Annotated in this window: 21 protein-coding genes and 1 pseudogene; 6 read left to right on the forward strand and 16 right to left on the reverse strand. The window is 72.2% G+C overall.

Annotated elements, in window-relative coordinates; all coding sequences use genetic code 11:
- Positions 1 to 14: 14 nt before the first annotated feature.
- Entirely contained in the window at positions 15 to 1,616 is a 1,602-nt protein-coding gene (locus tag ACZ7LY_RS19820) for an MDR family MFS transporter (protein WP_471625939.1), read from the reverse strand.
- A gap of 119 nt (positions 1,617 to 1,735) precedes the next feature.
- On the opposite strand from ACZ7LY_RS19820, the gene ACZ7LY_RS19825 reads away from it, so the two are divergent.
- Positions 1,736 to 2,314, forward strand: coding sequence for a TetR/AcrR family transcriptional regulator (locus ACZ7LY_RS19825; protein WP_471626054.1), 579 nt, complete (start codon positions 1,736 to 1,738; stop codon positions 2,312 to 2,314).
- A gap of 170 nt (positions 2,315 to 2,484) precedes the next feature.
- On the opposite strand, the gene ACZ7LY_RS19830 is transcribed toward ACZ7LY_RS19825, so the two are convergent.
- On the reverse strand, positions 2,485 to 3,174 hold the full coding sequence (locus ACZ7LY_RS19830; protein WP_471625940.1) for a M23 family metallopeptidase: 690 nt from the start codon (positions 3,172 to 3,174) through the stop codon (positions 2,485 to 2,487).
- A 481-nt stretch (positions 3,175 to 3,655) separates the two neighbouring features.
- Between ACZ7LY_RS19830 and ACZ7LY_RS19835 the strand changes: the two are divergent.
- A pseudogene (locus tag ACZ7LY_RS19835) lies at positions 3,656 to 6,384 on the forward strand (NACHT N-terminal Helical domain 1-containing protein).
- Positions 6,385 to 6,458: 74 nt separating this feature from the next.
- On the opposite strand, the gene ACZ7LY_RS19840 reads toward ACZ7LY_RS19835, so the two are convergent.
- Complete coding sequence (locus tag ACZ7LY_RS19840) at positions 6,459 to 8,987, reverse strand: ATP-dependent Clp protease ATP-binding subunit (protein ID WP_471625941.1); 2,529 nt, start codon at positions 8,985 to 8,987, stop codon at positions 6,459 to 6,461.
- 429 nt (positions 8,988 to 9,416) lie between these two features.
- Here ACZ7LY_RS19840 and ACZ7LY_RS19845 point away from each other — a divergent pair, with 429 nt between their 5' ends.
- The gene (locus ACZ7LY_RS19845; protein WP_471625942.1) at positions 9,417 to 10,046 is read left to right on the forward strand and encodes an SCO3374 family protein; all 630 of its coding nucleotides are present in this window, start codon (positions 9,417 to 9,419) and stop codon (positions 10,044 to 10,046) included.
- Here the strand turns inward: ACZ7LY_RS19845 and ACZ7LY_RS19850 are convergent.
- The 10 genes from ACZ7LY_RS19850 to ACZ7LY_RS19895 form a co-directional block, all read right to left on the reverse strand.
- On the reverse strand, positions 10,025 to 10,360 hold the full coding sequence (locus ACZ7LY_RS19850) for a histone-like nucleoid-structuring protein Lsr2 (protein ID WP_471625943.1): 336 nt from the start codon (positions 10,358 to 10,360) through the stop codon (positions 10,025 to 10,027). The genes ACZ7LY_RS19845 and ACZ7LY_RS19850 overlap by 22 nt on opposite strands.
- Positions 10,361 to 10,612: 252 nt before the next feature.
- A complete protein-coding gene (locus ACZ7LY_RS19855; protein ID WP_471625944.1) occupies positions 10,613 to 11,173 on the reverse strand; it encodes an amino-acid N-acetyltransferase in 561 nt (186 codons plus the stop codon).
- Positions 11,174 to 11,182: 9 nt separating this feature from the next.
- Complete coding sequence (locus ACZ7LY_RS19860; protein WP_471625945.1) at positions 11,183 to 11,623, reverse strand: BlaI/MecI/CopY family transcriptional regulator; 441 nt, start codon at positions 11,621 to 11,623, stop codon at positions 11,183 to 11,185.
- A gap of 148 nt (positions 11,624 to 11,771) precedes the next feature.
- Positions 11,772 to 11,960, reverse strand: coding sequence for a hypothetical protein (locus tag ACZ7LY_RS19865; protein ID WP_471625946.1), 189 nt, complete (start codon positions 11,958 to 11,960; stop codon positions 11,772 to 11,774).
- A 14-nt stretch (positions 11,961 to 11,974) separates the two neighbouring features.
- Positions 11,975 to 12,580 carry a hypothetical protein gene (locus ACZ7LY_RS19870; RefSeq protein ID WP_471625947.1) on the reverse strand — a complete coding sequence of 202 codons (606 nt, stop codon included), beginning with the start codon at positions 12,578 to 12,580 and terminating at the stop codon, positions 11,975 to 11,977.
- A 158-nt stretch (positions 12,581 to 12,738) separates the two neighbouring features.
- Positions 12,739 to 13,536 (reverse strand): type III pantothenate kinase, encoded by a 798-nt coding sequence (locus tag ACZ7LY_RS19875; RefSeq protein WP_471625948.1) that lies wholly within the window; start codon positions 13,534 to 13,536, stop codon positions 12,739 to 12,741.
- On the reverse strand, positions 13,536 to 14,534 hold the full coding sequence (gene nadC, locus ACZ7LY_RS19880) for a carboxylating nicotinate-nucleotide diphosphorylase (protein ID WP_471625949.1): 999 nt from the start codon (positions 14,532 to 14,534) through the stop codon (positions 13,536 to 13,538). The genes ACZ7LY_RS19875 and nadC overlap by 1 nt, the downstream gene beginning before the upstream one ends.
- Positions 14,531 to 16,246: an L-aspartate oxidase gene (locus ACZ7LY_RS19885; RefSeq protein WP_471625950.1), complete on the reverse strand. Its 1,716-nt coding sequence runs from the start codon at positions 16,244 to 16,246 to the stop codon at positions 14,531 to 14,533. The genes nadC and ACZ7LY_RS19885 overlap by 4 nt, the downstream gene beginning before the upstream one ends.
- On the reverse strand, positions 16,243 to 17,229 hold the full coding sequence (panC, locus tag ACZ7LY_RS19890; protein WP_471625951.1) for a pantoate--beta-alanine ligase: 987 nt from the start codon (positions 17,227 to 17,229) through the stop codon (positions 16,243 to 16,245). The genes ACZ7LY_RS19885 and panC overlap by 4 nt, the downstream gene beginning before the upstream one ends.
- A complete protein-coding gene (locus ACZ7LY_RS19895) occupies positions 17,226 to 18,155 on the reverse strand; it encodes a Rossmann-like and DUF2520 domain-containing protein (RefSeq protein ID WP_471625952.1) in 930 nt (309 codons plus the stop codon). The genes panC and ACZ7LY_RS19895 overlap by 4 nt, the downstream gene beginning before the upstream one ends.
- Before the next feature lie 131 nt (positions 18,156 to 18,286).
- Here ACZ7LY_RS19895 and ACZ7LY_RS19900 point away from each other — a divergent pair, with 131 nt between their 5' ends.
- The gene (locus ACZ7LY_RS19900) at positions 18,287 to 19,462 is read left to right on the forward strand and encodes a threonine aldolase family protein (protein WP_471625953.1); all 1,176 of its coding nucleotides are present in this window, start codon (positions 18,287 to 18,289) and stop codon (positions 19,460 to 19,462) included.
- Positions 19,463 to 19,627: 165 nt separating this feature from the next.
- Here ACZ7LY_RS19900 and ACZ7LY_RS19905 read toward each other — a convergent pair whose 3' ends face one another.
- The gene (locus ACZ7LY_RS19905; protein WP_471626055.1) at positions 19,628 to 19,828 is read right to left on the reverse strand and encodes a hypothetical protein; all 201 of its coding nucleotides are present in this window, start codon (positions 19,826 to 19,828) and stop codon (positions 19,628 to 19,630) included.
- A 175-nt stretch (positions 19,829 to 20,003) separates the two neighbouring features.
- On the opposite strand from ACZ7LY_RS19905, the gene ACZ7LY_RS19910 reads away from it, so the two are divergent.
- Positions 20,004 to 21,110 (forward strand): DUF5937 family protein, encoded by a 1,107-nt coding sequence (locus ACZ7LY_RS19910; RefSeq protein ID WP_471625954.1) that lies wholly within the window; start codon positions 20,004 to 20,006, stop codon positions 21,108 to 21,110.
- Positions 21,111 to 21,143: 33 nt separating this feature from the next.
- On the opposite strand, the gene ACZ7LY_RS19915 is transcribed toward ACZ7LY_RS19910, so the two are convergent.
- Positions 21,144 to 21,815 (reverse strand): response regulator, encoded by a 672-nt coding sequence (locus ACZ7LY_RS19915; protein ID WP_471625955.1) that lies wholly within the window; start codon positions 21,813 to 21,815, stop codon positions 21,144 to 21,146.
- Between the two features lie 78 nt (positions 21,816 to 21,893).
- The gene (locus ACZ7LY_RS19920; RefSeq protein WP_471625956.1) at positions 21,894 to 23,096 is read right to left on the reverse strand and encodes a sensor histidine kinase; all 1,203 of its coding nucleotides are present in this window, start codon (positions 23,094 to 23,096) and stop codon (positions 21,894 to 21,896) included.
- Between the two features lie 183 nt (positions 23,097 to 23,279).
- Between ACZ7LY_RS19920 and ACZ7LY_RS19925 the strand changes: the two genes are divergently transcribed.
- On the forward strand, positions 23,280 to 24,326 hold the full coding sequence (locus ACZ7LY_RS19925; RefSeq protein ID WP_471625957.1) for an SAM-dependent methyltransferase: 1,047 nt from the start codon (positions 23,280 to 23,282) through the stop codon (positions 24,324 to 24,326).
- The last annotated feature ends 4 nt before the right edge of the window (positions 24,327 to 24,330 follow it).

Genomic DNA, 24,330 nt, shown 5'->3' on the forward strand with positions numbered 1-24,330 from the left:
GCGGGGCCCGGGGGTCAGACGGACTCGGGGACCGCTTCGCCCGCGGGCTCGGCCGGGGCCTCGTCCTTCTTCGGGCCGGCGCCGCGCAGCGCGACCTCCTTCACGAAGACCGCCGCGATCAGCGCGCCGATGGCGATGACGGACCCCAGCAGGAACGCGGAGTGCGTGCCGGAGGAGACGGCGAACTGGTACGCCTCCTTCACCGGGACCGGCAGCTTGGCGAGGCTCGCCGCGTCGAGCTGCGCGGACTGCTCGGTGATCTTTCCGCCCAGCGCGCCGGCCTTTTCGGCCATGACGTCCTGCACCTTGTTGTTGAACAGGGCGCCCATGATGGCGACGCCGAACGACGAGCCGAGCGTGCGGAACAGGGTGGTCGACGAGGACGCGACGCCCATGTCCTTCATCTCGACGCTGTTCTGCGCGACCAGCATCGTGATCTGCATCAGGCAGCCCATGCCCGCGCCGAGCACCGCCATGTAGAGGCCCGACGTGAAGCGCGAGGTCTCGGTGTCCATCTGGGCGAGCAGGAACAGCCCGCCGATCATGAGGACGCTGCCGACGACCGGGAAGACCTTGTAGCGGCCGGTGTTGGTGGTGACGCGGCCCGCGATCAGCGAGACGACCATCATCGCCAGCAGCATCGGCAGGAGCAGCAGACCGGAGTTGGTCGCGGACGCGCCCTGCACGGACTGCTGGTACAGCGGCAGGAACAGCACCGCGCCGAACATCACGAACCCGGTGATGAAGCCGATGAGGGACATCAGCGTGAAGTTGCGGCTGCGGAAGATGTGCAGCGGCATGATCGGCTCGGCGGCCCTGGTCTGCGAGAACACGAAACCGACGAGGGCGGCGACGCCGATCCCGATCAGCTCCATGATCACCGCGGAGTCCCACGCGTACTCGGAGCCGCCCCAGGTGGTGACCAGCACGATCGAGGTGATGCCCACGGTCAGCAGCGCGGCGCCCAGATAGTCGATCTTGCCCTGCGCCCGCTTCTTCGGCAGGTGCAGCACGGCGGTGATCGCCACGAGGGCGACGACGCCGATCGGCAGGTTGATGTAGAACGCCCAGCGCCAGCCGAGGTGGTCGGTGATCGTGCCGCCGACCAGCGGGCCGCCGATCATGGCGAGCGCCATCACGCCGGCCATCATGCCCTGGTACTTGCCGCGCTCCCGGGGCGGGATCAGGTCGCCGATGATGGCCATGACGCCCACCATCAGACCGCCGGCGCCGAGGCCCTGGATCGCGCGGAAGCCGATGAGCTGGCCCATGTCCTGGGCCATGCCGCTGAGCGCGGAGCCGACCAGGAAGATGACGATGGAGGTCAGGAAGGAGCCCTTCCTGCCGTACATGTCGCCGACCTTGCCCCAGATGGGGGTGGAGGCGGCGGTGGCCAGCGTGTAGGCCGTGACGACCCACGAGAGGTGCGCGAGGCCGCCCAGCTCGCCCACGATCGTCGGCATCGCGGTGCCCACGATCATGTTGTCCAGCATGGCCAGCAGCATGGCGATCATCAGCGCCAGCAGCACCACCCGTACGCTGCGGGCCTGCGGCGCGGCCACGGGCGCCGAGGCCCCGGCCGGCGCCGCCGGTATCCCGTCCTGTTTCTGTTTCATGTCCCCCACCACTCCCACTTACTTGCCGCCCGGCTAGTTGCTTACAATGGGAAGGTAGAGCGCTAACTAGCCGGGCGTCAAGTAAGTTTTCTCCCAAGGGGCAGAACGTGGGGCACGACATGGATTCGGGCAGCAGCAAGCCGCAGCGCCGCGGGAACACGCGCCAGCGCATCCAGGACGTGGCTCTCGAACTGATCTCCGAGCAGGGGTACGAGAAGACGTCGCTACGGGAGATCGCCGAGCGGCTCGATGTCACGAAGGCAGCGCTCTACTACCACTTCAAGACGAAGGAAGACATCGTCGTCAGCCTGTTCTCGGATCTGATGACGCCGATCGACGAGTTGATCGCGTGGGCGCAGGAACAGCCGATGACGCTGGAGACGAAGCGGGAGATCCTCGACCGCTACAGTCTGGCGCTGTCCGACGCGGCGCCGCTGTTCCGGTTCATGCAGGAGAACCAGGCGACCGTGCGGGAGCTGAGCATCGGGGAGAACTTCAAGGAGCGGATGCGGGAGCTTCTGGGGTGCCTGGTGCCGGAGTCGGCGGCGCTGACGGATCGTGTGCGGTGTTTCAGTGCGCTGATCTCTATGCACGGGGGGATGTTCGTGCTCAACGATGTGGAGGGCACGCAGGAAGAAAAACGGTTGGCCATCCTGGAGGTAGCCACGGATTTGGTAACCCGGGCCCACGAGAACTGACCCCGCGCCCCGACAGGGGCGCGGGGAACTGCGCAACGTTCAGGTCAGCGGTCCTCACCCGGAGAACTCCCCAGGGGCGCGGGGAACTGCGCGAGCGACCACGACGCGACCGTCAGACGAAGAACCCGCCCGACGGGGCTGCAACCCCACGCCCGCAAAGACCGGCCAGGTCAGACGTGGACGCCCTTGCCGTGAAGGAAGTCGACGGGATTGACAGCGGACCCGTAGTCCGGAGTCGTCCGGATCTCGAAGTGAAGGTGCGGCCCACTGGAGTTCCCGGTGTTCCCGGAGAGGGCGATGCGCTGCCCGGTGGAGACGTTCTGCCCCACATGGACGTCGACCCGGGACAGATGCGCGTACTGCGAGTACGTACCGTCCGCGTGCTTGATGACGACGGCGTTGCCGTAGGCCGGCCCGTCACCCGCGCCGTTGCCGCCGGTCTTGACGACGGTGCCGCCGTGCACGGCCATGACGCTCGTACCGATCGGCACGGCGAAGTCCTGCCCGGAGTGCTTGCCGGTGGCCCACATGCTGCCGCCCTGCGCGTAGCCGGCGGAGAGCGAGTAGTGGGCGACGGGGTCGATCCAGGAGGCCGCCTTCTTCGCGGCGTCCTGACGCTGCTCCGCGGCCTTCTTCGCGGCGGCCTGCTTGGCGGACGTGGCGGCCTTGGCCTGCGCGTCGGCCTGCGCGTGGAGCGAGGCGGCGGAGACACCGGGCAGCGGCCCGCTCTGGGCGGCGTCCGCGGCGAACACGGCCCCGGTGCCCAGCACGGCCGAGACTCCGAAACCGGCGGCCACGACGGCGGCGCGCTTGCGGAAGGCGGACGTACGGGGGCGGTGGGACGTGGTGCGCTGAGACATACAGGTGACCTCTTCGAGCTTCGGGGACATTCGGGTCCTGTCGCCGTCCGGGTCATGAGCGGAGCCCGGGGGCGTGAACGGACCCGGCACACGTCCTCGTGTCACCGGGTCGGCCATCCCTTGGTAACCCCGTCCCCCGAAACCGCCCAAACGCCGCATCTACTACCAGACCTCGTACGGGGGTGAGGGCCGGAAGGCCCCTTGACGGCTCCGGAGAAGGCTCGGCGGATTGCCCTTTTTGTCCCCACATCGAAGGTTTAGGCGCACGTGAGCGGCCAGCGTCCCAGGCGTTGCGCGGCCCCCACCCCACACAACCCCCGAAACGGACAAATCACCAGAAGGTCTCGGTCGCATCACGGTGTCGATAGACCCGGTTTCAACCACTATTTCCGCTAGTACCGGACAAAACGCCTGTGCGGCATGTCACCGGCCGCCAAGATCCACCACCCCGCACATGTGACCGGCGCTACGCTCCCGGGCCATGGATCCCGCTGTCCTCGGCACCCGACTGGCCTCCGCGCTCATCGCCCCCGCGCTGCGCCGCCTGCTCGTCCAGGAAGGCCCCGGCGCGGGCCTCGCCGACCGGCCCGTACGGCTGGCGGGGCTGGTCTCCTTCCGCGGCGAGAAACGCACCCTGACCGGCGACGACCTCGCACGCCTCGCCCGCAGGCTGGTCGACGCGGCCGCCAAGGGCCCCGGCGAGCCCCCGTTCCCGTACGACGAGACCGAGGCGGTCGCCCACGCGCTCGCCCGCACCCTGCACGCGCTCGGCGACCTCGACATGGACGACGTACAGGCCGTGCGGCTCGGGCACCGCGAACTGGCCAGGGCCCTGCGCCGCGCCGCGCCCGCGCCGGACCTGTCCACGGACGCCGGCTACTTCCTCGACTCGCTCACCGAGTGGGCCTGCCTGCACATCCTGCACTTCTTCACCCAGCGCTCCACCTTCGTCGCGCGCACCCTCGTCGAGCAGTCCCGGACCCAGGCCGCCACCCTCACCAAGCTCGACGCGCTGCTGCGCGCGGCACCCGAGGCGCCCGGCCGCGACACCGCGTTCGAACGCCGCTACCGCGCCCACCTCGCCCGCCGCCACGGACGCCTGACGATCTTCGGCCTCGACCACCGCGACCACGACGACACCTGGCCCCTCGACCTCGCCTACCTCAGCCTGGAGATCGACCGCGACGGCGAGGACGGCGCCATCGGACCGGGCGCCGTGGGCGCGGACGGGGAGCCGCCGACCGTGCGGCGCGGCGCCGAGGACGCGCTCGCCGCGCACGACCGCGTCCTGCTGCGCGGCGAGGCCGGCTCCGGCAAGACGACGCTCGTGCAGTGGCTCGCGGCGACGGCCACGGACCGCGTCCCGTTCGTGCTGCCGCTGCGCACCCTGATCCGCGGGGCGCGGCTGCCCGCCCCCGCCGAGTTCCTGTCCGCCGCCTCCGACTGCCCGCACACCCCGCCCGACGGCTGGCCCGGCTCGCCACCAACCCCCTGATGTGCGGCATGATCTGCGCCCTGCACCGCGCCCGCCGCGGCTATCTCCCGCCCCGCCGCAAGGCCCTGTACGACGCCGCCCTCCAGATGCTCCTCACCGAACGCGACCGGCAGCGCGGCATGGCGGACCTCGACGGCATCGGCCTGGAGACCGAGGACCAGATCGAACTCCTGCAACGCCTCGCCTACGCCCTCGTCCTGTCCGGCCGCACCGAGATGGACGAGGACACCGCGCTCGCCCTCCTCGAACGCGCCCTGCCCACCGTCCCCGCCGCCCACCGCCAGGGCGACGCCCAGGTGATCCTGCGTCATCTGCTGCTGCGCAGCGGGGTGTTGCGGCGCCCGGCGGCCGGAGTCGTGGACTTCGCGCACCGCACCTTCCTCGACCACCTCGCCGCCCGGTACGCCGTCGAGGAGGGCCACCTCGACGTCCTCATCGGACACGCCGGCGACACCCAGTGGGAGGACGTGCTGCGGATGGCCGTCGCCCACGCCCGCCCCCGCGAACGCGCCCGCCTGCTCACCGGCCTCCTCGACGCCGGCCTGCCTCGTACGACGCTGCTGGCCCTCGCCTGCCTCCAGGACGCGACCGCCGTCGACCAGGACATCGTCCAGGCGGTACGGGACCGCGCCGCGGCCCTGCTGCCGCCGAGCGGCCGGGCGGACGCGGAGGTGGTGGCGCAGGCGGGACCGTTCGTCCTGGAGCTGCTGCCGGGCCCTGACGGGCTGTCGGACGAGGCGGCCCTCGGGGTCGTCGTCGCGGCGTCCCTCACCGAGCACGAGGGGGCGCTGCCGGTCCTCCGCCGCTTCCGCGCGCACCCGTCTTTGGACGTGCGGCGCCAACTGGTGGGTACGTGGCATCGGTTCGACGCCGACGAGTACGCGACGGAAGTCCTCGACCACCTCGACCGCACGGACCTGTTCCTGAGCTGCCACTCCCCCGCCGAGCGGGCCACACTGCGGCGGATGCGGCCGTGGAGCCACCTGTCCTTCACCGGCTCCGCCGCGCTGTCCGACCTCGTGGCGGCGATACCCGACCCCGGCGCGGTCGAGGAGCTGGAGCTGCACGCGAACGCACTGGTCAGCGACTTCGGCGAGCTGTCCCGGTTCGCGGCCCTGCGCGGCCTGTGGGTCACCGACGGCACGGCCGTGCGGAGCGTGGGCTCTCTCGCGCCCCTGGAACTGCACACCCTCGTCCTGGCCCACGTCGCCGGGCTGACCGGGCTGCGCTCTCTGCACACCCTGCGCCGCCTGTCGCTGGCCCAGCGTCTCGACGGCGACGCGCTCACCGACGTACTGCCGCGCGAAGCACCCCTGGAGTGGCTGTTCCTCGGCGAGGACAGCACCTACCGCACGGGCCTGCGGGGCCTGTCCGCGTGGCCGACGTTGCGTACTCTCAGCCTCGGCCCGCTCCCAGAGGCCCCGACGGCCGATGACTGGAGCGAGGTGGCGGCCCTGCCCGGCCTGGAACGGCTGTATCTGAACGGCAGGATGCTGCGGCGCTTCCGCGACTGCCTCTTGGTGCTGCCGACGCTGCCCCGGGTGCGGTTGCTGCGGCTCCCGGGGCTCGCGAGCATCGAGGACCTCTCGGTCCTGCCCGAGCGGCTGCCGGGCGTACGCGAGGTGATCGTGTCGCCCGCCCGGGGCGCCACCCTCAGCCTCGCCGACTACGCCGGCCTCATCCCCGACGCCACCGTCACCCTCGACCCGCGCTGACGACCATCGGGCATGCGAAAGGGGCCGGTGCTCCGAGAAGCACCGGCCCCTTTCACTGGCTCACCCCGGTAGGGCTACGCCTCCTTGCTCAGGTTCGGGCCGGAACCGCCGCCGGCGGCCTGCTCGATCGGCGGGACGTCGGGCAGCGCCGACTTCTCCTCGCCGCGGAAGGTGAAGGTCTTGCTCTCGCCCTCGCCCTCCGTGTCGACGACCACGATGTGGCCCGGACGCAGCTCGCCGAAGAGGATCTTCTCCGAGAGGGTGTCCTCGATCTCGCGCTGGATCGTGCGGCGCAGCGGACGCGCGCCCAGCACCGGGTCGTACCCCTTCTTCGACAGCAGCTCCTTGGCGGACTGCGACAGCTCGATGCCCATGTCGCGGTCGCGGAGGCGCTCGTCCACCTTGCCGATCATCAGGTCGACGATGGCGAGGATGTCCTCCTGCGTGAGCTGCGGGAAGACGACGACGTCGTCCACACGGTTGAGGAACTCGGGGCGGAAGTGCTGCTTGAGCTCGTCCGACACCTTGTTCTTCATGCGCTCGTAGTTGGTCTTCGTGTCGCCCTGGGCCGCGAAGCCGAGGTTGAAGCCCTTCGAGATGTCCCGCGTGCCGAGGTTGGTCGTCATGATGATGACCGTGTTCTTGAAGTCCACGACCCGGCCCTGGGAGTCGGTCAGACGACCGTCCTCCAGGATCTGCAGCAGCGAGTTGAAGATGTCCGGGTGGGCCTTCTCCACCTCGTCGAACAGGACGACGGAGAACGGCTTGCGGCGCACCTTCTCGGTGAGCTGACCGCCCTCTTCGTAGCCCACGTAACCGGGGGGCGAACCGAAGAGACGCGAGACCGTGTGCTTCTCGCTGAACTCCGACATGTCGAGGGAGATCAGCGCGTCCTCGTCGCCGAAGAGGAACTCGGCGAGCGCCTTGGACAGCTCGGTCTTACCGACACCGGACGGGCCGGCGAAGATGAACGAGCCACCGGGACGCTTCGGGTCCTTGAGACCGGCGCGGGTACGGCGGATCGCCTTCGAGAGCGCCTTGACGGCGTCCTTCTGGCCGATGACGCGCTTGTGGAGCTCGTCCTCCATCCGCAGCAGACGCGAGGACTCCTCCTCGGTCAGCTTGAAGACCGGGATGCCCGTGGCGGTGGCGAGGACCTCGGCGATCAGCTCGCCGTCGACCTCGGCCACGACGTCCATGTCGCCGGCCTTCCACTCCTTCTCGCGCTTGGCCTTCGCGGCGAGGAGCTGCTTCTCCTTGTCGCGCAGGGACGCGGCCTTCTCGAAGTCCTGCGAGTCGATCGCGGACTCCTTGTCGCGGCGCACGTCGGCGATCTTCTCGTCGAACTCGCGGAGGTCCGGCGGCGCGGTCATCCGGCGGATGCGCATCCGGGAGCCGGCCTCGTCGATCAGGTCGATCGCCTTGTCCGGCAGGAAGCGGTCCGAGATGTACCGGTCGGCGAGCGTCGCGGCCTGGACCAGCGCCTCATCGGTGATGGAGACGCGGTGGTGGGCCTCGTAGCGGTCGCGCAGACCCTTGAGGATCTCGATGGTGTGCGGCAGCGACGGCTCCGCGACCTGGATGGGCTGGAAGCGGCGCTCCAGCGCGGCGTCCTTCTCCAGGTGCTTGCGGTACTCGTCGAGCGTGGTCGCACCGATCGTCTGGAGCTCGCCTCGGGCCAGCATCGGCTTGAGGATGGAGGCGGCGTCGATGGCGCCCTCGGCGGCACCCGCACCGACCAGCGTGTGCAGCTCGTCGATGAACAGGATGATGTCGCCGCGGGTGCGGATCTCCTTGAGGACCTTCTTCAGGCGCTCCTCGAAGTCACCGCGGTAGCGGGAGCCGGCGACCAGCGCGCCGAGGTCCAGGGTGTAGAGGTGCTTGTCCTTGAGGGTCTCGGGCACCTCGCCCTTGACGATGGCCTGCGCGAGCCCCTCGACGACGGCGGTCTTGCCGACGCCGGGCTCACCGATCAGGACCGGGTTGTTCTTGGTACGGCGCGACAGGACCTGCATGACGCGCTCGATCTCCTTCTCGCGCCCGATGACCGGGTCGAGCTTGGACTCACGAGCGGCCTGCGTCAGGTTGCGGCCGAACTGGTCGAGCACCAGGGACGTGGAGGGCGTGCCCTCGGCAGGACCGCCGGCGGTGGCGGTCTCCTTGCCCTGGTAACCGGAGAGCAGCTGGATGACCTGCTGCCGCACCCGGTTGAGGTCGGCGCCCAGCTTGACCAGGACCTGGGCGGCGACGCCCTCGCCCTCGCGGATCAGGCCGAGCAGGATGTGCTCCGTGCCGATGTAGTTGTGGCCGAGCTGAAGGGCCTCGCGGAGCGACAGCTCCAGGACCTTCTTGGCACGGGGGGTGAAGGGGATGTGCCCGGACGGGGCCTGCTGGCCCTGACCGATGATCTCCTCCACCTGCTGGCGGACCGCCTCGAGCGAAATCCCGAGGCTCTCCAGGGCCTTAGCGGCGACACCCTCACCCTCGTGGATCAGGCCCAGGAGGATGTGCTCGGTGCCGATGTAGTTGTGGTTGAGCATCCGGGCTTCTTCCTGAGCCAGGACGACAACCCGCCGCGCGCGGTCGGTGAACCTCTCGAACATCGTTAATCGCTCCTCAGAGCGGTCAGGCAGTAAGGGGGCTGTCCCCTCCCTGTCCTTCCGCAGCTTAGTCCCGCAAGCGGGGACCGCTCATTCCAACTGCCGACACCCGTTCATGGCCTCCTGCCCCCGAACGCCGACAACTGCCTCAACCTGATGGTGCGAGACGATGTTCCCGCAGGCCAAGCGGATACCCTCACCATCACTACGCCGATGGCGAACGCGGGCCGCCGAACCTGAGCGTGTCGCCCCTCCCACTAGGGATGTCTTACCCGCACGCACTGACACTCCATGCGGCGCGCGCCGGTTCCCTCCGCTACGGGCGAACAACCTTGCGCCGTCCCACACCTCCGCGCGCCCCCGATCCGGGCACCCAGCGCACCCGGCGAGCGACGGTGCGTAACTCCAGGGCCGTCCGGGCGTTTCCCGGTCATGGTCGCTGCCACCCCCGCCACCGGCTCCACGGTCCCCACACCGCGCCGCCCGCTCGCCCGCGAGTCGGCCGCGCGCCACCCGGTCCGGCAGTGGTACGAGGATCAGCTCGGCTGGCCGGCCACGGAGGGCCCCGAGGGGGTGCGCCTGCGCACGGGCGTCAGGTTCGACGTGCTGGAGGTGCCGGCGGACGCCGGGTTCTCGATGCTGCGCAGGCTGGATCCGCGCTCACCGGTCGCGGTGCGCGGGGAGACGATGCAGTTGCTGCTGGCCGCCGGCAGCGCGGAGGAGATCCCGGGGCTGCTCGACTGGCTGGAGTGGGGCTCGCTCGCCCCGGACCTCGTGCCGCTCGGGGAGGGCGCCTTCATCGAGGCGCCCACGCCTGTGGGGCACGGCGGTCCGCAGGAGGCCGCGCTGTGGGTGCGGCCCCCCGAGCCCGGACGCGACGTGGAACCGGTACTCCCGGCGCTGACGACCTTGTCGGCCGTGTCGGCCCGGTCGGCCGTGGGGGGCGGTGGGGGCGCCCCCGATCTCGTACGACTCGTGGACACGGCGGCGACCCACTGCCACCGGGCCCGACTGCGCCGTGCGAGGCCGGCGCGGACGCGTCAGCCGTTGGCCTTCTCGTAGGCCTCACGGATGTGCTGGGGGACGCGGCCGCGGTCGTTGACGTCGTGACCGTTCTCCTTCGCCCAGGCGCGGATCTGCGCGGTGTCCTGGTTGCCACCGGACGCGGCGCGCGCCTTGCCCCGGCCGCCCGCGGCACGGCCACCGGTGCGCCGGCCGCCCTTGACGTACGGCTCGAGGAGACCGCGGAGCTTGTCCGCGTTGGCGGTGGTGAGGTCGATCTCGTACGACTTGCCGTCGAGCGCGAACGTCACCGTCTCGTCCGCCTCGCCACCGTCGAGGTCATCGACAAGAAGGACCTGAACCTTCTGTGCCACCGGATTTCCTTTCATCGATATCTGAAGGGCGGGACCCTTCGCGGCCGAGGCCGCTGATTCGCCGTCCCCTTGTTATATGCAGTACTGCAGTACGTCGGAAAGCAAACCGCTTTTGCGGGGAAAACACAAACCCCTGGCGGAGATCCGGATGAGATCCGGGAGTTGCACACTGCCCAGCCCGGTCCGAAAACATGCGCGTATCGGACATAGGGCACCGAGGGGGTGTGGTCGTAGGAATACCGAACGCGATGATCACAGATGCAGAAGCATCCGACTGTTGCCCAAGGTGTTGGGTTTCACTCGTTCGAGACCCAGGAACTCCGCGACGCCCTCGTCATAGGAACGCAGGAGCTCACTGTAGACATCGGTGTCGACGGTATCGACGGGAGTCTCGCCGATCTCCACGAAGCCGTGCTTGGCGAAGAAGTCGACTTCGAAGGTGAGGCAGAAAACCCGGCGAACACCGATCCAGCGGGCGGTCTGGAGCAGCTTCTCCAGCAGCCGGTGCCCGACGCCCGCGCCCTTGACCTGTGGATTCACCGCCAGCGTGCGGACTTCCGCGAGGTCTTCCCACATGACGTGCAGCGCGCCGCAGCCCACGACCTCCGCGTTGTCGTCGCGTTCGGCGACCCAGAACTCCTGGATGTCCTCGTAAAGCGTGACGGTGGCTTTGTCGAGCAGGATGCCGCGGCGGCTGTAGGCGTCGAGGAGTCGGCGCACGGCGGGGACATCGGCGGTCCTGGCCCGGCGTACGGTGACCGCTTTCACGGTCGAATCGGGGTGTGCGTCGACTTCGGGTGGCTCTGCTGGCATGAACGGACGCTATCGCCCGGCCCGCCCGTCGGCTTCCCCGGGGGCGGCGGCGGACTCGCCTGTTTGTTCGGGCGTCGGCGGGGCGGGTTCTCCGGGCTGCACGATGCGCATGGCGTCCCGCAGGGCCTCGCGCTGCTCCTGCGACATCATGCCGAAGAAGGCGACGAGGGCGGCGGCGGGGTTGTCGCTCTGCGCCCAGGCGTCGTTCATGAGGGCGGCGGAGTACGCGGCGCGGGTGGAGACGGCCTCATATCGATAGGCCCGGCCTTCGGCCTCGCGGCGTACCCAGCCCTTCTGGTGGAGATTGTCCAATACCGTCATGACGGTCGTGTACGCGATGGACCGTTCCTGCTGAAGATCCTCCAGGACCTCCCGCACGGTCACCGGGCGGTTCCACTTCCACACCCGTGTCATCACTGCGTCTTCGAGTTCTCCCAAGGGGCGCGGCACGGACAGCACCCTAGTGGGAGAACACGGCAATTCACCGATGGACGTGCCAGAGGGGGCACACAATGACAAAAGGGGCGCCCGATGGGCGCCCCTGTGCGACCCCCGAGGGGGCCTGTCAATCGGTCGTCGGGCCGGTTCGTCGGGCCGGTCAGGCGCCGGCGTCCTGCTTCACGCCGGTGTCCTGCCGGGCGGCCTCGGCGCGGGCGAGCGCGGCGTCCACGGCCGCGTCCTCCTTGGCCTTGCGGTCGCCACCCTGCGACTTCACGATCGTCACGATCAGGCCGATGAAGAACGCGGCCATCACCACCGGCGGCACGAGCGCGGAGACATAGTCCATGCCTCCCAGAGTAGCTATCCCACCCGAAGGCGCCGCGCCGGGGCCTCGGGCCGCTCCGGGCGGCGCTTGGGCGGGAAGACCTCGGCCGGGGTGGGCACCGGGCGCGGCGGCTCCTGCGGCTTGCGCGGTTCGGGGTGCGACGGCTTGGAGTCGGCGGCCGAGAGCCCGCCGGGCAGCGCCAGCAGATGGACGCGGGAGGCCGGCACGCGCGGGCGCTCGCGGGCGGCCAGCTTCTCGCGTACGCCCTGCTCGGCGAGGGTGCGGCAGCGCTCGAGGAGGACGGCGGCCGCCGGGTTGCCGCGCAGGGCGCGCAGGGCGGACAGGTCGTCGACGCCGGGCTGGTGGCCGGCCGCGAGGGCGTCTTCCAGCAGGCTCAGATAGCCGGTGACGGAGCCGGGCAGGGCGGCCCGGTAGCGGTCGAGGTCGGCCAGCAGGAAGTCGCGCATGCGGGCGCTTTCCCGTACGGCCTCGTCGAGCGACTCCGCGAGTCGCAGGCAGTCCCGGACGTCCTGGTCCGGGGCGGGGCTGGGATGCAGGGCGAGGGCGAGGGCGCGGCGGAGCACACGCAGCTCTTGTGCGCCGAACGCCATGCCGCCGCGGTTTCCGTAGGGCGTGGGCATGAGCTGACAATACGGGCTAATCAGACAAAGTTAATGAATTTACGGTCGCGGGCGCGGCGGGGTCGTCGGCGCGGCACAGGTGACGGCTCGGTACCTGTACGGACGCGTCCGCCCCCGGTCCTCGCGGGGAGCCGGGGGCGGGGGCGGGCCGAGCGGGGTCAGGCGCGGGAGACGTTGCGCTCGTAGACGAGGCGCAGGCCGATCAGCGTCAGCCACGGCTCGTGCTCGTCGATGACGGACGCCTCGCCGAGCACCATCGGCGCCAGGCCGCCCGTGGCGATGACGGTGACGTCGTCCGGGTCGTCGGCCAGCTCGCGGGCCATCCGGTTGACGACGCCGTCGACCTGGCCCGCGAAGCCGTACACGATGCCCGACTGCATGGCCTCGACCGTGTTCTTGCCGATGACGCTGCGCGGGCGAGCCAGCTCGATCTTGCGCAACTGCGCGCCGCGCACCCCGAGCGCCTCGACGGAGATCTCGATGCCGGGCGCGATCACGCCGCCGGTGTACTCCCCGCGCGCGGAGACCGCGTCGAACGTCGTCGCCGTACCGAAGTCCACGACGATCGCCGGGCCGCCGTACAGCTCGACGGCCGCCACCGCGTTGATGATGCGGTCGGCGCCGACCTCCTTGGGGTTGTCCATGAGGATCGGCACGCCCGTCTTGATGCCGGGCTCCACGAGGACGGCCGGGACGTCGCCGTAGTAGCGGCGCGTCACCTCGCGCAGCTCGTGCAGGACCGAGGGAACGGTCGAGCAGATGGCGATGCCGTCGATGCCGTCGCCCAGCTCGTCGCCGAGCAGCGGGTGCATGCCCATCAGGCCCTGGAGCAGCACGGCCAGCTCGTCGGCGGTGCGGCGGGCGTCCGTGGAGATGCGCCAGTGCTCGATGATCTCGTCGCCGTCGAACAGGCCGAGGACGGTGTGGGTGTTGCCCACGTCGATGGTCAGCAGCATCAGGCGCCGGCCTCTCGCAGGTCGAGGCCGATGTCGAGGATCGGCGAGGAGTGCGTCAGGGCGCCCACCGCGAGGAAGTCCACGCCGGTACGCGCGTAGGTCGCCGCGTTCTCCAGGGTGAGGCGGCCCGAGGACTCCAGGAGGGCGCGGCCGTCGGTGAGGGCGACGGCCTCCTCGGTCTCGCCGGGCGTGAAGTTGTCCAGCAGGATCAGGTCGGCGCCCGCGTCCAGAACCTCGCGCAGCTGGTGCAGCGTGTCGACCTCGACCTCGATCGCCAGGCCCGGGAAGCGGTCCCGTACGGCCTGGAACGCCTCGGCGACGCCGCCCGCGGCCACCACGTGGTTGTCCTTGACCAGCGCCGCGTCCGACAGGGACATGCGGTGGTTGACGCCGCCGCCCATACGGACCGCGTACTTCTCCAGGGAGCGCAGGCCCGGCGTCGTCTTGCGGGTGTCGCGGACCTTGGCCTTCGTACCGTCCAGGGCGTCCGCCCACGCGCGCGTGGCGGTGGCAATGCCGGACAGGCGGCACAGCAGGTTGAGCGCGCTGCGCTCGGCGGTGAGCAGGTCGCGGGTGCGGGTGGTGACCGACAGGAGCTTCTGCCCGGCCTCGACCGCGTCGCCGTCCTCGGCGTGCCGCTCGACCTCGAACTCGTCGGTGGCGACCACGGAGATGATCGCCTCGGCGACCCGCAGCCCGGCGACGACGCCCGCCTCGCGCGCGGTGAAGTCGGCGGTGGCGACGGCCTCCTCGGGGATGGTGGCGACGGTGGTGACGTCGACGCCGCCGGCGAGGTCCTCGGCGATCGCCATGTGGGCGATGTCCTCGATCTCTACGGGGTCGAGGCCCGCGCCCGTCAGGAGCTGGGCCAGCGACGGGTCGAGGCCGCACTCCAGGGCGTCCTCGGACGCCTCGTGCGCACAGCCGCAGGAATCGCCGCAGCCGCCGCTGTCGGCGTCTGCCAGAGGGAGGTCGGGGGTGGCGCTCACGTCGGTCACTGCTCCTGGAGGGTTGTTGCCGTTGCGGGGAAGTCTGCGCTGGGAGTGGTGCGGGTGGCCAGAGTGCGGTCCGGGTTCAGCGTGGTGACGATGTGGCGGCGCCAGTGCTCGTCGTCGCGGTCCGCGTGGTCCTCGCGCCAGTGGCAGCCGCGGGTCTCCTCGCGGGCGCGGGCGGCGGCGACCAGGACGCGGGCCACGCACAGCAGGTTGGTGGCCTCCCAGGTGGCGACGCCCGGCTCGGCGGTCGTGCCCTGCTCGGCGAGGGCCGCGGCGGCCTCGGCGTGGATGCGGTCCAGGTCGTCCGCCGCGCCGGCCAGCGAGGCGGCGGAGCGCAGGACGCCCGCTCCGCGCGTCATCACGCGCTGGATCTCCGTACGGGCCGAGGCGGGCAGCAGCGGGTGCGTGGGCGTGTCGGAGCGGGGCAGCGGGGCGGGCACGCGCGCGTAGCGGCCCAGTTCCGCGTGGTGCTTCTCCACGTCATCAGCGATGCGCTCGGCGTACACGAGCCCTTCGAGCAGCGAGTTGGACGCGAGCCGGTTCGCGCCGTGCACGCCCGTGCAGGCGACCTCACCGCACGCGTACAGGCCCGGGACGGTGGTGCGGCCGTGCCGGTCGGTGCGTACGCCGCCGGAGGCGTAGTGCGCGGCCGGTGCGATCGGGATCGGCTCGGTGACCGGGTCGATGCCGTGCGCGCGGCAGGCGGCGAGGATCGTCGGGAAGCGCTGTTCCCACAGGGCCGCGCCGAAGTGCCGGGCGTCCAGGAACATGTGGTCGGTGTCCTGCTCCAGCATGCGGCGCGTGATGCCCTTGGCGACGATGTCGCGGGGCGCCAGCTCGGCCAGCTCGTGCTGCCCCACCATGAAGCGCACGCCGTCCCTGTCCACCAGGTGCGCGCCCTCGCCGCGTACGGCCTCGGAGACCAGCGGCTGCTGTCCCTCCGCGTCGGCGCCGAGGAACAGCACGGTCGGGTGGAACTGCACGAACTCCAGGTCGCTGACCTCGGCCCCGGCGCGCAGGGCGAGCGCGACGCCGTCGCCGGTGGACACGTGCGGGTTCGTCGTCGCGGAGAACACCTGGCCCATGCCGCCGGTCGCCAGGACGACCGCCGGGGCGTGCACCGCGCCGACGCCGTCGTGCCGGCCCTCGCCCATGACGTGCAGCGAGACGCCCGCCGTGCGGCCCTCGGTGTCGGTGAGCAGGTCCAGGACCAGCGCGTTCTCGATCGTGCGCAGGCCACGCGCGCGTACGGCGTCGACGAGGGCGCGGGAGATCTCCGCGCCGGTCGCGTCGCCGCCCGCGTGCACGATGCGGCGCCGGTGGTGGCCGCCCTCGCGGCCCAGGGCCAGTTCGCCGCCGTCGGCCGCGTCGAAGCGGGCGCCGGTCCCGATGAGGCGGTGCACGGCGCCGGGGCCCTCGGTGACGAGGACGCGTACGGCCTCCTCGTCGCACAGGCCCGCGCCCGCGACGAGGGTGTCGTCGAGGTGCTGCTCGGGGGTGTCGCCGTCGCCGAGCGCCGCGGCGACGCCGCCCTGCGCCCAGCGCGTGGAGCCGTCGTCGAGGCGGGCCTTGGTGACGACGACGGTGCTCAGGCCCGCCGCCTCGCAGCGCAGCGCGGCGGTCAGGCCCGCGACGCCGGAGCCGACGACGACCACGTCGGCGTCGATGGACCAGCCGGGGTGCGGCGCGTGCAGACGTATGCCGGTGCGGGTCATGGGCGGGCTCCGAAGGTCAGGGGCAGATTGTCGATGAGCCGGGTGCTGCCCACACGCGCGGCGACGGCGAGGACGGCCTCGCCCACGAAGTCGGCGCCCACGTCGGTGAAGTCCGACGGGTCGACGAGGGCCAGGTAGTCGAGGTCGACCGGGGGGCTCTGCCGGCGGGCGTCGTCGAGGACCTGGCGGGCCGCGGCGAGCACGGCGGCGGGGCCGCCCGGGGAGGCGACGGCGTGCGCGTCGGCGGCGGCGCGGGACTCGCCGATGCGGTCCAGGGCGCGCGCCCGCGCACGCGTGGTGGGGTTTTCGGCAGCCCGCGCGCGCAGCGCCTCCTGCGCGGCGTGCCGCTCGCGGCCCGCGAACAGGGCGCGGGACAGGGCGAGCGCGGCGCGCCGCTCGTCGGGCGAGAGATAGCGGTTGCGGGAGGACAGCGCGAGGCCGTCGGGTTCGCGGACGGTGGGGACGGCGGCTATCTCCACGTCGAAGTTCAGGTCGCGGGCCATGCGGCGGATCAGGGCGAGCTGCTGCGCGTCCTTCTGGCCGAACAGGGCGACGTCCGCGCGCGTGAGGTGCAGCAGCTTGGCGACGACGGTGAGCATGCCGTCGAAGTGGCCGGGGCGGCTGGCGCCTTCGAGCCGCTCCCCCATGGGCCCCGCGGTGATCCGCACCTGCGGCCGGCCGCCGGGGTAGACCTCGTCGACGTCGGGCGCGAAGACGGCGTCGGCACCCGCCTGTTCGGCGATCTTCACATCGGCGTCGAGGGTGCGCGGGTAGCGGTCGAGGTCCTCGCCCGCGCCGAACTGGAGCGGGTTCACGAACACCGTGACGACGACCTCGCCGTCCTCGCCCGCGCGCTCGCGCGCGGTGCGGATCAGCGTGGCGTGGCCCTCGTGCAGGGCGCCCATCGTCATGACGACGACGCGCTGTCCGGCACGCGTACGCGCGCGCAGGTCGTCGCCCTTGTGCAGCAGACGGACGCTCATCGGGACTCCTCACCGGCCGCGAGGACGCCGAGCAGGTCCTCGGCCAGCTCCGGCTTGAGCAGGCCGTGCGCGAGGGCGCGGTCGGCGGTGGCGCGGGCCATCGCCAGGTAGCCGGCGACGGTCTGCGGGGCGTGCTTGCGCAACTCGGTGACGTGCGCGGCGACCGTGCCCGCGTCCCCGCGCGCGACGGGGCCGGTGAGGGCGGCGTCGCCGGACCTGAGCGCGTTGTCCAGGGCGGCGCCGAGCAGCGGGCCGAGCATGCGGTCGGGGGCGCCGACCCCGGCCTCGCGCAGCAGCTCCATCGACTCGGCGACGAGGGTGACCAGGTGGTTGGCGCCGAGGGCGAGGGCCGCGTGGTAGAGCGCGCGGTTCTCCTCGGCGATCCACTCGGGCTCGCCGCCCATCTCGATGACCAGGGCCTCCGCCGCGAGCCGCAGCTCCTCGGGCGCCGTCACGCCGAACGAGCAGCCCGCGAGCCGCTGGACGTCGACGGGTGTGCCGGTGAACGTCATCGCGGGGTGCAGCGCCAGCGGCAGCGCGCCCGCGCGCAGGGCCGGGTCGAGGACCTGGGTGCCGTACCGGCCCGAGGTGTGCACGAGGAGCTGTCCTGGGCGGACGGCGCCGGTCTCGGCGAAGCCCTCGACGAGCCCGGGCAGGGCGTCGTCGGGGACCGTCAGGAGGACGAGGTCGGCCCGCGCGAGTACCTCGGCGGGCGTCACCAGGGGCACGTCGGGCAGCAGGGCGGCGGCGCGCCGCACGGAGGCGTCGGAGACGCCGGAGACGGCGACCGGGCGGTGCCCCGCCAGGGCCAGGGAGGCGGCGAGCGCGGGCCCGACGCGGCCGGCTCCGACGACGCCCACGGTGAGGCGGGCGGGGCGGTCCCTGGGGTCGCTCGGCTCGGCTGAGGAGTAGTGCGGTGAGGTCACGGGCGTGCCTTCCGTTCCAGTCCGCTCGGGGTACCGGACGATTTCTCGTCATGTTAACGCTATCTGGCGTCCGGGAGCCCGGCCGTCCACAGGCTGTGGGCAACCGCACGCGCGTGCGACATGATCCGGGGATGGCCCACACGTACGACACCGAGCACGACGACGAGAAGCAGGCGGCGCGGCGGCGCCGTGCGGCCTGGCGCGGGGCGCGGCACGTCCTGGACCGCGCCGCCGACGAGCCGAGCATGCGCGAGCGGCTGGCCGCGCTGGTGGAGGCGGCCGGCGAGGTGGCCGACCTCGACAGCGAGCCGGACTTCTACGGGGGCGGGGTCGTCGCCGACCTGGAGGCGCGGGCCGCGCGGCTGCTCGGCATGGAGGCGGCGGCGTTCTTCCCCACCGGCACGATGGCGCAGCAGGTCGCCCTGCGCGTGTGGGCGGGCCGCACCGGCAACCCGACGGTCGCCCTGCATCCGCTCGGGCACCCCGAGGTCCACGAGCGGGACGCCCTGAGCACCGTCAGCGGGCTGCGCACCGCGCACCTGACCGGCGAGCCGTGCCCGCCGACCGCCGACGACGTGCACGCCCTGGGTGAGCCGTTCGGCACGCTCATGCTCGAACTGCCGTTGCGGGACGCCGGGTTCGTGCTGCCGTCCTGGGAGGAGCTGGAGGCGGTGTGCGAGGCGGCCCGCGCGCGTGACGCGGTCGTCCACTTCGACGGGGCGCGGCTGTGGGAGTGCACCACGCACTTCGGGCGCTCCCTTGAGGAGATCGCGCAGCTCGCCGACAGCGTCTACGTCTCGCTGTACAAGACGTTGGGCGGACTGAGCGGCGCCCTGCTGGCGGGCCCGCGCTCGTTCGTCGAGGAGACGCGCGTGTGGCGGCACCGGTACGGGGGCCAGGTGTTCCAGCAGTTCCCGCAGGCGCTCGCGGGGCTGATCGGGCTGGAGCGGGAACTGCCGAGGCTGCCGTCGTACGTCGAGCACGCGCGCGTAGTGGCACGCGCCCTGCGGGAGGGCTTCGCCGAGGCGGGCGTGGCGTGGGCCCGCGTCCACCCCGAGGAGCCGCACACCCACCAGTTCAAGGTGTGGCTGCCGTACGACGCGGCGGTGCTGACGGAGGCGGCGGTCGTGCAGGCGGAGGAGACGGGCACGGCCCTGTTCCGCCGCTGGTGGCCGGCGGACAAGATCCCCGGCGTCGCCACGACCGAGGTGACGGTGACCTCCCCGGGCCTCGCGTGGACACCGCAGGACGTACGGGAGGCGGTACGGGTGTTCCTGGGGGTGCTGGAGCGTACGGCGGGGGCGTGAGGGGGCGCGGGGCGTAGTGCCCGGGCTGCGGCGACCCCGGCCCGGGCGGGGCGGCCGGCCCGCGCCATGAGGGCGCCGCACGCCGTACGAGCGCCCCGCGCTGTAACAGCGGCCCGCGCCGTATGAGCGCCCCGCGCCGCGCCCCCGTACGGACGGGCCCGCGCCTCACCCCCGTACGACGCTCCGCAGGAACGCCGCGCGGAGGCGGCCCCGGGCCGGGCGGCCGGCCAGGACCGCGCGGAAGCGGCGGTACTCGCGCAGTTCGCGCACCAGCTGCCAGTCGTACCGCCCGGGCGCGGGCGGAGCGGCCTCCCCGTGCTGGGAGGCCCGGTAGACGTCGAGGACGTACTGCTGGGTGAGCGACATCCGGATCACCTCGCTCCTCTTCTCGATTGTCACGCTTTGCCCCGGAACAAGCAGCTTCGGACGGGATCGGGGCCGTTGACCCGATCCTGAGCGGGGCGGCGCGGCGCGGTCACGCGGATTGACGGGAGCCGTCAATCGAGGGCCCGTTGTCAGTGGGCGCGTGCACCATGGGTCCATGAGCGTGAGCATCGACATCACGGGCCTGGCCCCCGAGCGCATCCATGTCGTGCCCTCGCCCCTGGCCGAGCTGGGCATGGCGCTGCACGCGCTCGCGGAGCCCGCGCACCATCCGGGGCAGCAGGGGTGGGCGACGAGCGTGGCGACGCGCCTGGATCCGTGCCTGGCGGACCGGCTGTGCGAGGCGGACTTCCTGTGGCGCACGACGTTCTCGGACGTGTTCACGCCCTCCGCCGGGATCCCCGGCAGACGCACGCTGCCGGGTGCCACGCTCGCCGAGGAGCTGGACCTCCTCGACAAGCTCTCCGACGAGCAGTTCGTGGACGCGGCCCTGGAGTTCACCTGCTCGCCCTCGACGTACGCGACGCGGGACGCGGATCGCGTGCACGACCCGAGGGTGCGCGAGCGCGCGCTGGAGCTGGCGGCGGCGCGCGGCACGCACCAAGTCCGCTTCACGCGGCGCCTGCTGGACGACCCGCCGGCGGTCAGGGCGTGGTTCCGGGAGCTGATGCAGGACTGCGACGAGGCGTTCTTCGCGGACGTGTGGGCGCGCGTGGGGCACCAGTTGGCGGCGGACGCGCGGCACAAGACGGAGCTGCTGCGCCGCAAGGGGCTGGCCGCCGCGCTCCAGGCGACGTCCTCGGCGGTCTCCCTCGACGACGAGGGCCGCACGCTCGTCGTCGACAAGATATGCGACGGCCGCACGGCCACCGAGAGCGGCGATCTGGTGCTGACCCCCACCAGCATGGGCTGGCCGCATCTGTGGGTGCTGCACCGCGCGGGCTGGCTGCCGACACTCGTCTACCCGGCGTCGGGCGCGGCGCTCAGCGCGCCGTCCGTGGAGCAGTTGACGCTGCGGATGTCGGCGCTGGCCCACCCGCTGCGGATGCGGCTGTGCCGCCATCTGGCGCGCGGTTCGTACACGACGGGCGAGCTGGCCGACGCGTACGGGGTGACCGCGCCGGAGGTGTCACGTCATCTGGCGGTGCTCAAGAAGGCGGGCCTGATCACGACGCGGCGGCACGGGCGGTACGCGCAGCACCAGTTGGAGCTGGGGGTGGTCGCGCGGCTGGGCGGCGACTTCATCGAGGGGGTGCTGCGCTGAGGGACGCCGCCGGCCCCCGGGGGGGGGGAGGGCTCAGCCGTGGCCGCCCGCGCGCACGAGCCCGGTCTCGTAGGCGAGGACGACGACCTGGACGCGGTCGCGCAGGTCGAGCTTGGTCAGGATGCGGCCCACGTGCGTCTTCACGGTCGCCTCGGACAGCACGAGCCGCGCGGCGATCTCCCCGTTCGACAGGCCCTGCGCGACCAGCACCATGACCTCGCGCTCCCGCTCGGTCAGCCGCTCCAGGCGCGCGTTCTGCGGCTCCTTCGCGCCGCTCGGCAGCATCGGCGCGAACCGGTCGAGCAGCCGCCGCGTGGTGGACGGCGCGACCACCGCGTCGCCGCTGTGCACGGCGCGGATCGCGGTGAGCAGTTCGCCCGGCGGCACGTCCTTGAGCATGAAGCCGGACGCGCCCGCCTTGAGCCCGGAGAACGCGTACTCGTCCAGGTCGAACGTCGTGAGGATGAGCACCTTCGGCGCATCCGGGTCCTGGCAGATGCGGCGGGTCGTCTCCACGCCGTCCAGCTTCGGCATGCGTACGTCCATGAGGATCACGTCTACGGAGGTCGCGCGGAGCACTTCGAGGGCCTCGACGCCGTCGCCCGCCTCGGCGACGACCTCCATGTCCGGCTGCGCGGCCAGCACCATGCGGAAACCGGTGCGCAGCAGCACCTGGTCGTCGACGAGCATGACCTTGATCGTCATCGGGCGGGTCCTCACATCTCGTGTGCGTCTGGGGTGCGTCGGGTGTGCGTCTGGGGTCCGTACGTGCGCTGGAACGTGTCAGTGCGCGGCCTTGAGAGGCAGCAGCGCGCTGATCCGGAAGCCACCGCCGGCGCGCGGGCCCGCGTCCAGCGTGCCGCCGACCATACCGACGCGCTCGCGCATGCCGATCAGCCCGTGCCCCTTGCCGTCCGCGCCGCCGTCCTCGTACAGCTCGTGCGGGGCGCCCTTGCCGTCGTCCTCGACGAGCAGGCCGAGCCCGTCGTCGAAGTAGACCAGGCGCACGCTCGCGCCCGCGTCGGGGCCGCCGTGCTTGCGGGTGTTGGTCAGGGCTTCCTGCACGATCCGGTACGCGGTCAGCTCGACACCGCTGGGCAGCGGGCGCGGCGTGCCCTCCACCTTGAAGTCGACGGGCAGCCCCGCCGTACGGACCTGCTCCACGAGGTCCTCGATCTGCTGGACGTCGGGCTGCGGCACGTACTCGCCGCCCTCCTCGTGCTCGCCGGTGCGCAGCACGCCGAGCAGCCTGCGCATCTCGGCGAGCGCCTGGCGGCCCGTGCCCGAGATGGTCTCCAGCGCCTTCTTCGCCTGGTCGGGGGCGGCGTCGAGGACGTAGGCGGCGCCGTCGGCCTGGACGACCATCACCGACACGTTGTGCGCGACGACATCGTGCAGTTCGCGCGCGATGCGGGCCCGTTCGGCGGCGACGGCGACCTTCGACTGGGCCTCCCGCTCGCGCTCCAGACGGGCCGCGCGCTCCTCCAACTGCGCCAGATACGCGCGGCGGGTGCGCACGGAGTCGCCGAGCACCCAGGCGAGGACGAAGGGCACCATCTGGAAGACGGTGACCGCGATGTGCCCGAGGGGCCCGGAATCGCCGGTCGTCCAGCGCAGCTCCGCCAAGGGCGCCGCGCAGAACCCGGCGACCAGCGCGAACCGCGACGCCCAGCGCGCGCCGTCCGCCGCGACCGTGTAGACGATCACCAGCATGGCGAAGTTCGACAGGTTGGTGTTCGCGTCGAACACCAACTGGGCCACGCCCGCGAGCGTCGCGAGCAGCAGCATCTTCTCGGGCATCTTGCGACGCAGCGCGACGACCAGGCACAGCACGAACGAGATCCCGAGTGAAGCGGCCAGGCTGCCTCTACCAGGCAGCCCGTTGATGCTGCTCAGGCTCACCGCGGACAGCCCGAAGAGGATCACGGCCCAGAAGCCGTCGACCCAGGTCGGGTGTCTGCGGAGAAAGTCATAGACGCGCTGCACGTAACCCAGAGTAGGCACGCGCACGGCACCCCGGGGTCAACCGGAGGGCCGATCCCCGCCCGGCGCGCGTACTCCCCAAGGTGGAGAGTCCCTGCACCCCGCACGCCCCGAGCGTGCGCCCGCCGGGGATGACGCTCCCCGCCCGGGCGCGGCGGTCCGAAGCGGAGGCCCTACCCTGCCCGCGTGGACGACCTTTCCCGCGTGGACGACGCAGCAGAGCTCGGCGCCCGTGGCTGGCGCGAGGCGACCGAGGAGGCGCTGTACGGGCCGCACGGCTTCTACCGCCGCCCCGAGGGCCCCGCGGGCCACTTCCGTACGTCGGTGCACGCCTCGCCCCTGTTCGCGGGCGCGGTGGCCGCGCTGCTGTGCCGCCTCGACGACGCGCTCGGCCGGCCGGACGCGCTGGCCTTCGTCGACATGGCCGCCGGCCGGGGCGAACTGTCCGGCGCGGTCCTCGCCGCCCTGCCCGCCGAGGTGGCGGCGCGCGTCACCCCGTACGCCGTGGAGAAAGCGGAGCGGCCGGACGGGCTGGACGCGCGTGTCGTCTGGCTGCCCGAGCCGCCCGCCGGGGTGAGCGGCCTGCTGTTCGCCAACGAGTGGCTGGACAACGTGCCCCTCGATGTCGTCGAGGTCGGCGAGGACGGCGTCCCGCACCGCGTCCTCGTCGCCCCGGACGGCACCGAACGGCTCGACCCCGCGCCCCTGGACGAGGCGTCCGCGCGCTGGCTGGAGGCGTGGTGGCCGCTGCCCGCGCGCGCGGGTCTGCGCGCCGAGGTCGGGCTGCCGCGCGACACGGCGTGGCGGGCCGCCGCCGGCACCCTGGAGCGCGGGCTCGCGGTCGCCGTGGACTACGCCCACGCGCGTGAGGCACGCCCGCCGTTCGGCACGCTGACCGGCTTTCGCGCGGGCCGGGAGACGGCGCCCGTGCCGGACGGGTCCTGCGACATCACCGCGCACGTGGCCCTGGACGCCTGCGCCACGGCACCGGGCGCCCGGCTGCTGCCGCAGCGCGCCGCCCTGCACGCCCTGGGCGTCACCGGCGGCCGCCCGCCGCTCGCACTGGCGTCCCAGGACCCGGCGGCGTACGTACGGGCGCTCGCCGGGGCCTCACAGGCCGCCGAGCTGACCGCGCGCGGCGGGCTCGGCGACTTCGGCTGGCTGCTGGAGCCGGTCGGCGCGGCGGCGGAGGGCCTGCTGAGCGCGGTGTTCGACACGGACGTGCCGCAATAAGGCG

It is taken from the genome of Streptomyces sp. NPDC107550 (assembly GCF_055639095.1).

What these genes read in the sequence shown, in the direction of transcription:
- ACZ7LY_RS19870 (WP_471625947.1), bottom strand. Translation starts at nt 12,580, where the DNA reads ATGCCCACGCCCTACGGAAACCGCGGCGGCATGGCGTTCGGCGCACAA.
- ACZ7LY_RS19825 (WP_471626054.1), top strand. Translation starts at nt 1,736, where the DNA reads ATGGATTCGGGCAGCAGCAAGCCGCAGCGCCGCGGGAACACGCGCCAG.
- ACZ7LY_RS19905 (WP_471626055.1), bottom strand. Translation starts at nt 19,828, where the DNA reads ATGTCGCTCACCCAGCAGTACGTCCTCGACGTCTACCGGGCCTCCCAG.
- ACZ7LY_RS19915 (WP_471625955.1), bottom strand. Translation starts at nt 21,815, where the DNA reads ATGACGATCAAGGTCATGCTCGTCGACGACCAGGTGCTGCTGCGCACC.
- ACZ7LY_RS19875 (WP_471625948.1), bottom strand. Translation starts at nt 13,536, where the DNA reads ATGCTGCTGACCATCGACGTGGGCAACACCCACACCGTCCTCGGCCTG.
- ACZ7LY_RS19910 (WP_471625954.1), top strand. Translation starts at nt 20,004, where the DNA reads ATGAGCGTGAGCATCGACATCACGGGCCTGGCCCCCGAGCGCATCCAT.
- ACZ7LY_RS19855 (WP_471625944.1), bottom strand. Translation starts at nt 11,173, where the DNA reads ATGCCAGCAGAGCCACCCGAAGTCGACGCACACCCCGATTCGACCGTG.
- ACZ7LY_RS19900 (WP_471625953.1), top strand. Translation starts at nt 18,287, where the DNA reads ATGGCCCACACGTACGACACCGAGCACGACGACGAGAAGCAGGCGGCG.
- ACZ7LY_RS19885 (WP_471625950.1), bottom strand. Translation starts at nt 16,246, where the DNA reads ATGACCCGCACCGGCATACGTCTGCACGCGCCGCACCCCGGCTGGTCC.
- panC (WP_471625951.1), bottom strand. Translation starts at nt 17,229, where the DNA reads ATGAGCGTCCGTCTGCTGCACAAGGGCGACGACCTGCGCGCGCGTACG.
- ACZ7LY_RS19845 (WP_471625942.1), top strand. Translation starts at nt 9,417, where the DNA reads ATGGTCGCTGCCACCCCCGCCACCGGCTCCACGGTCCCCACACCGCGC.
- ACZ7LY_RS19830 (WP_471625940.1), bottom strand. Translation starts at nt 3,174, where the DNA reads ATGTCTCAGCGCACCACGTCCCACCGCCCCCGTACGTCCGCCTTCCGC.
- ACZ7LY_RS19865 (WP_471625946.1), bottom strand. Translation starts at nt 11,960, where the DNA reads ATGGACTATGTCTCCGCGCTCGTGCCGCCGGTGGTGATGGCCGCGTTC.
- ACZ7LY_RS19840 (WP_471625941.1), bottom strand. Translation starts at nt 8,987, where the DNA reads ATGTTCGAGAGGTTCACCGACCGCGCGCGGCGGGTTGTCGTCCTGGCT.
- ACZ7LY_RS19820 (WP_471625939.1), bottom strand. Translation starts at nt 1,616, where the DNA reads ATGAAACAGAAACAGGACGGGATACCGGCGGCGCCGGCCGGGGCCTCG.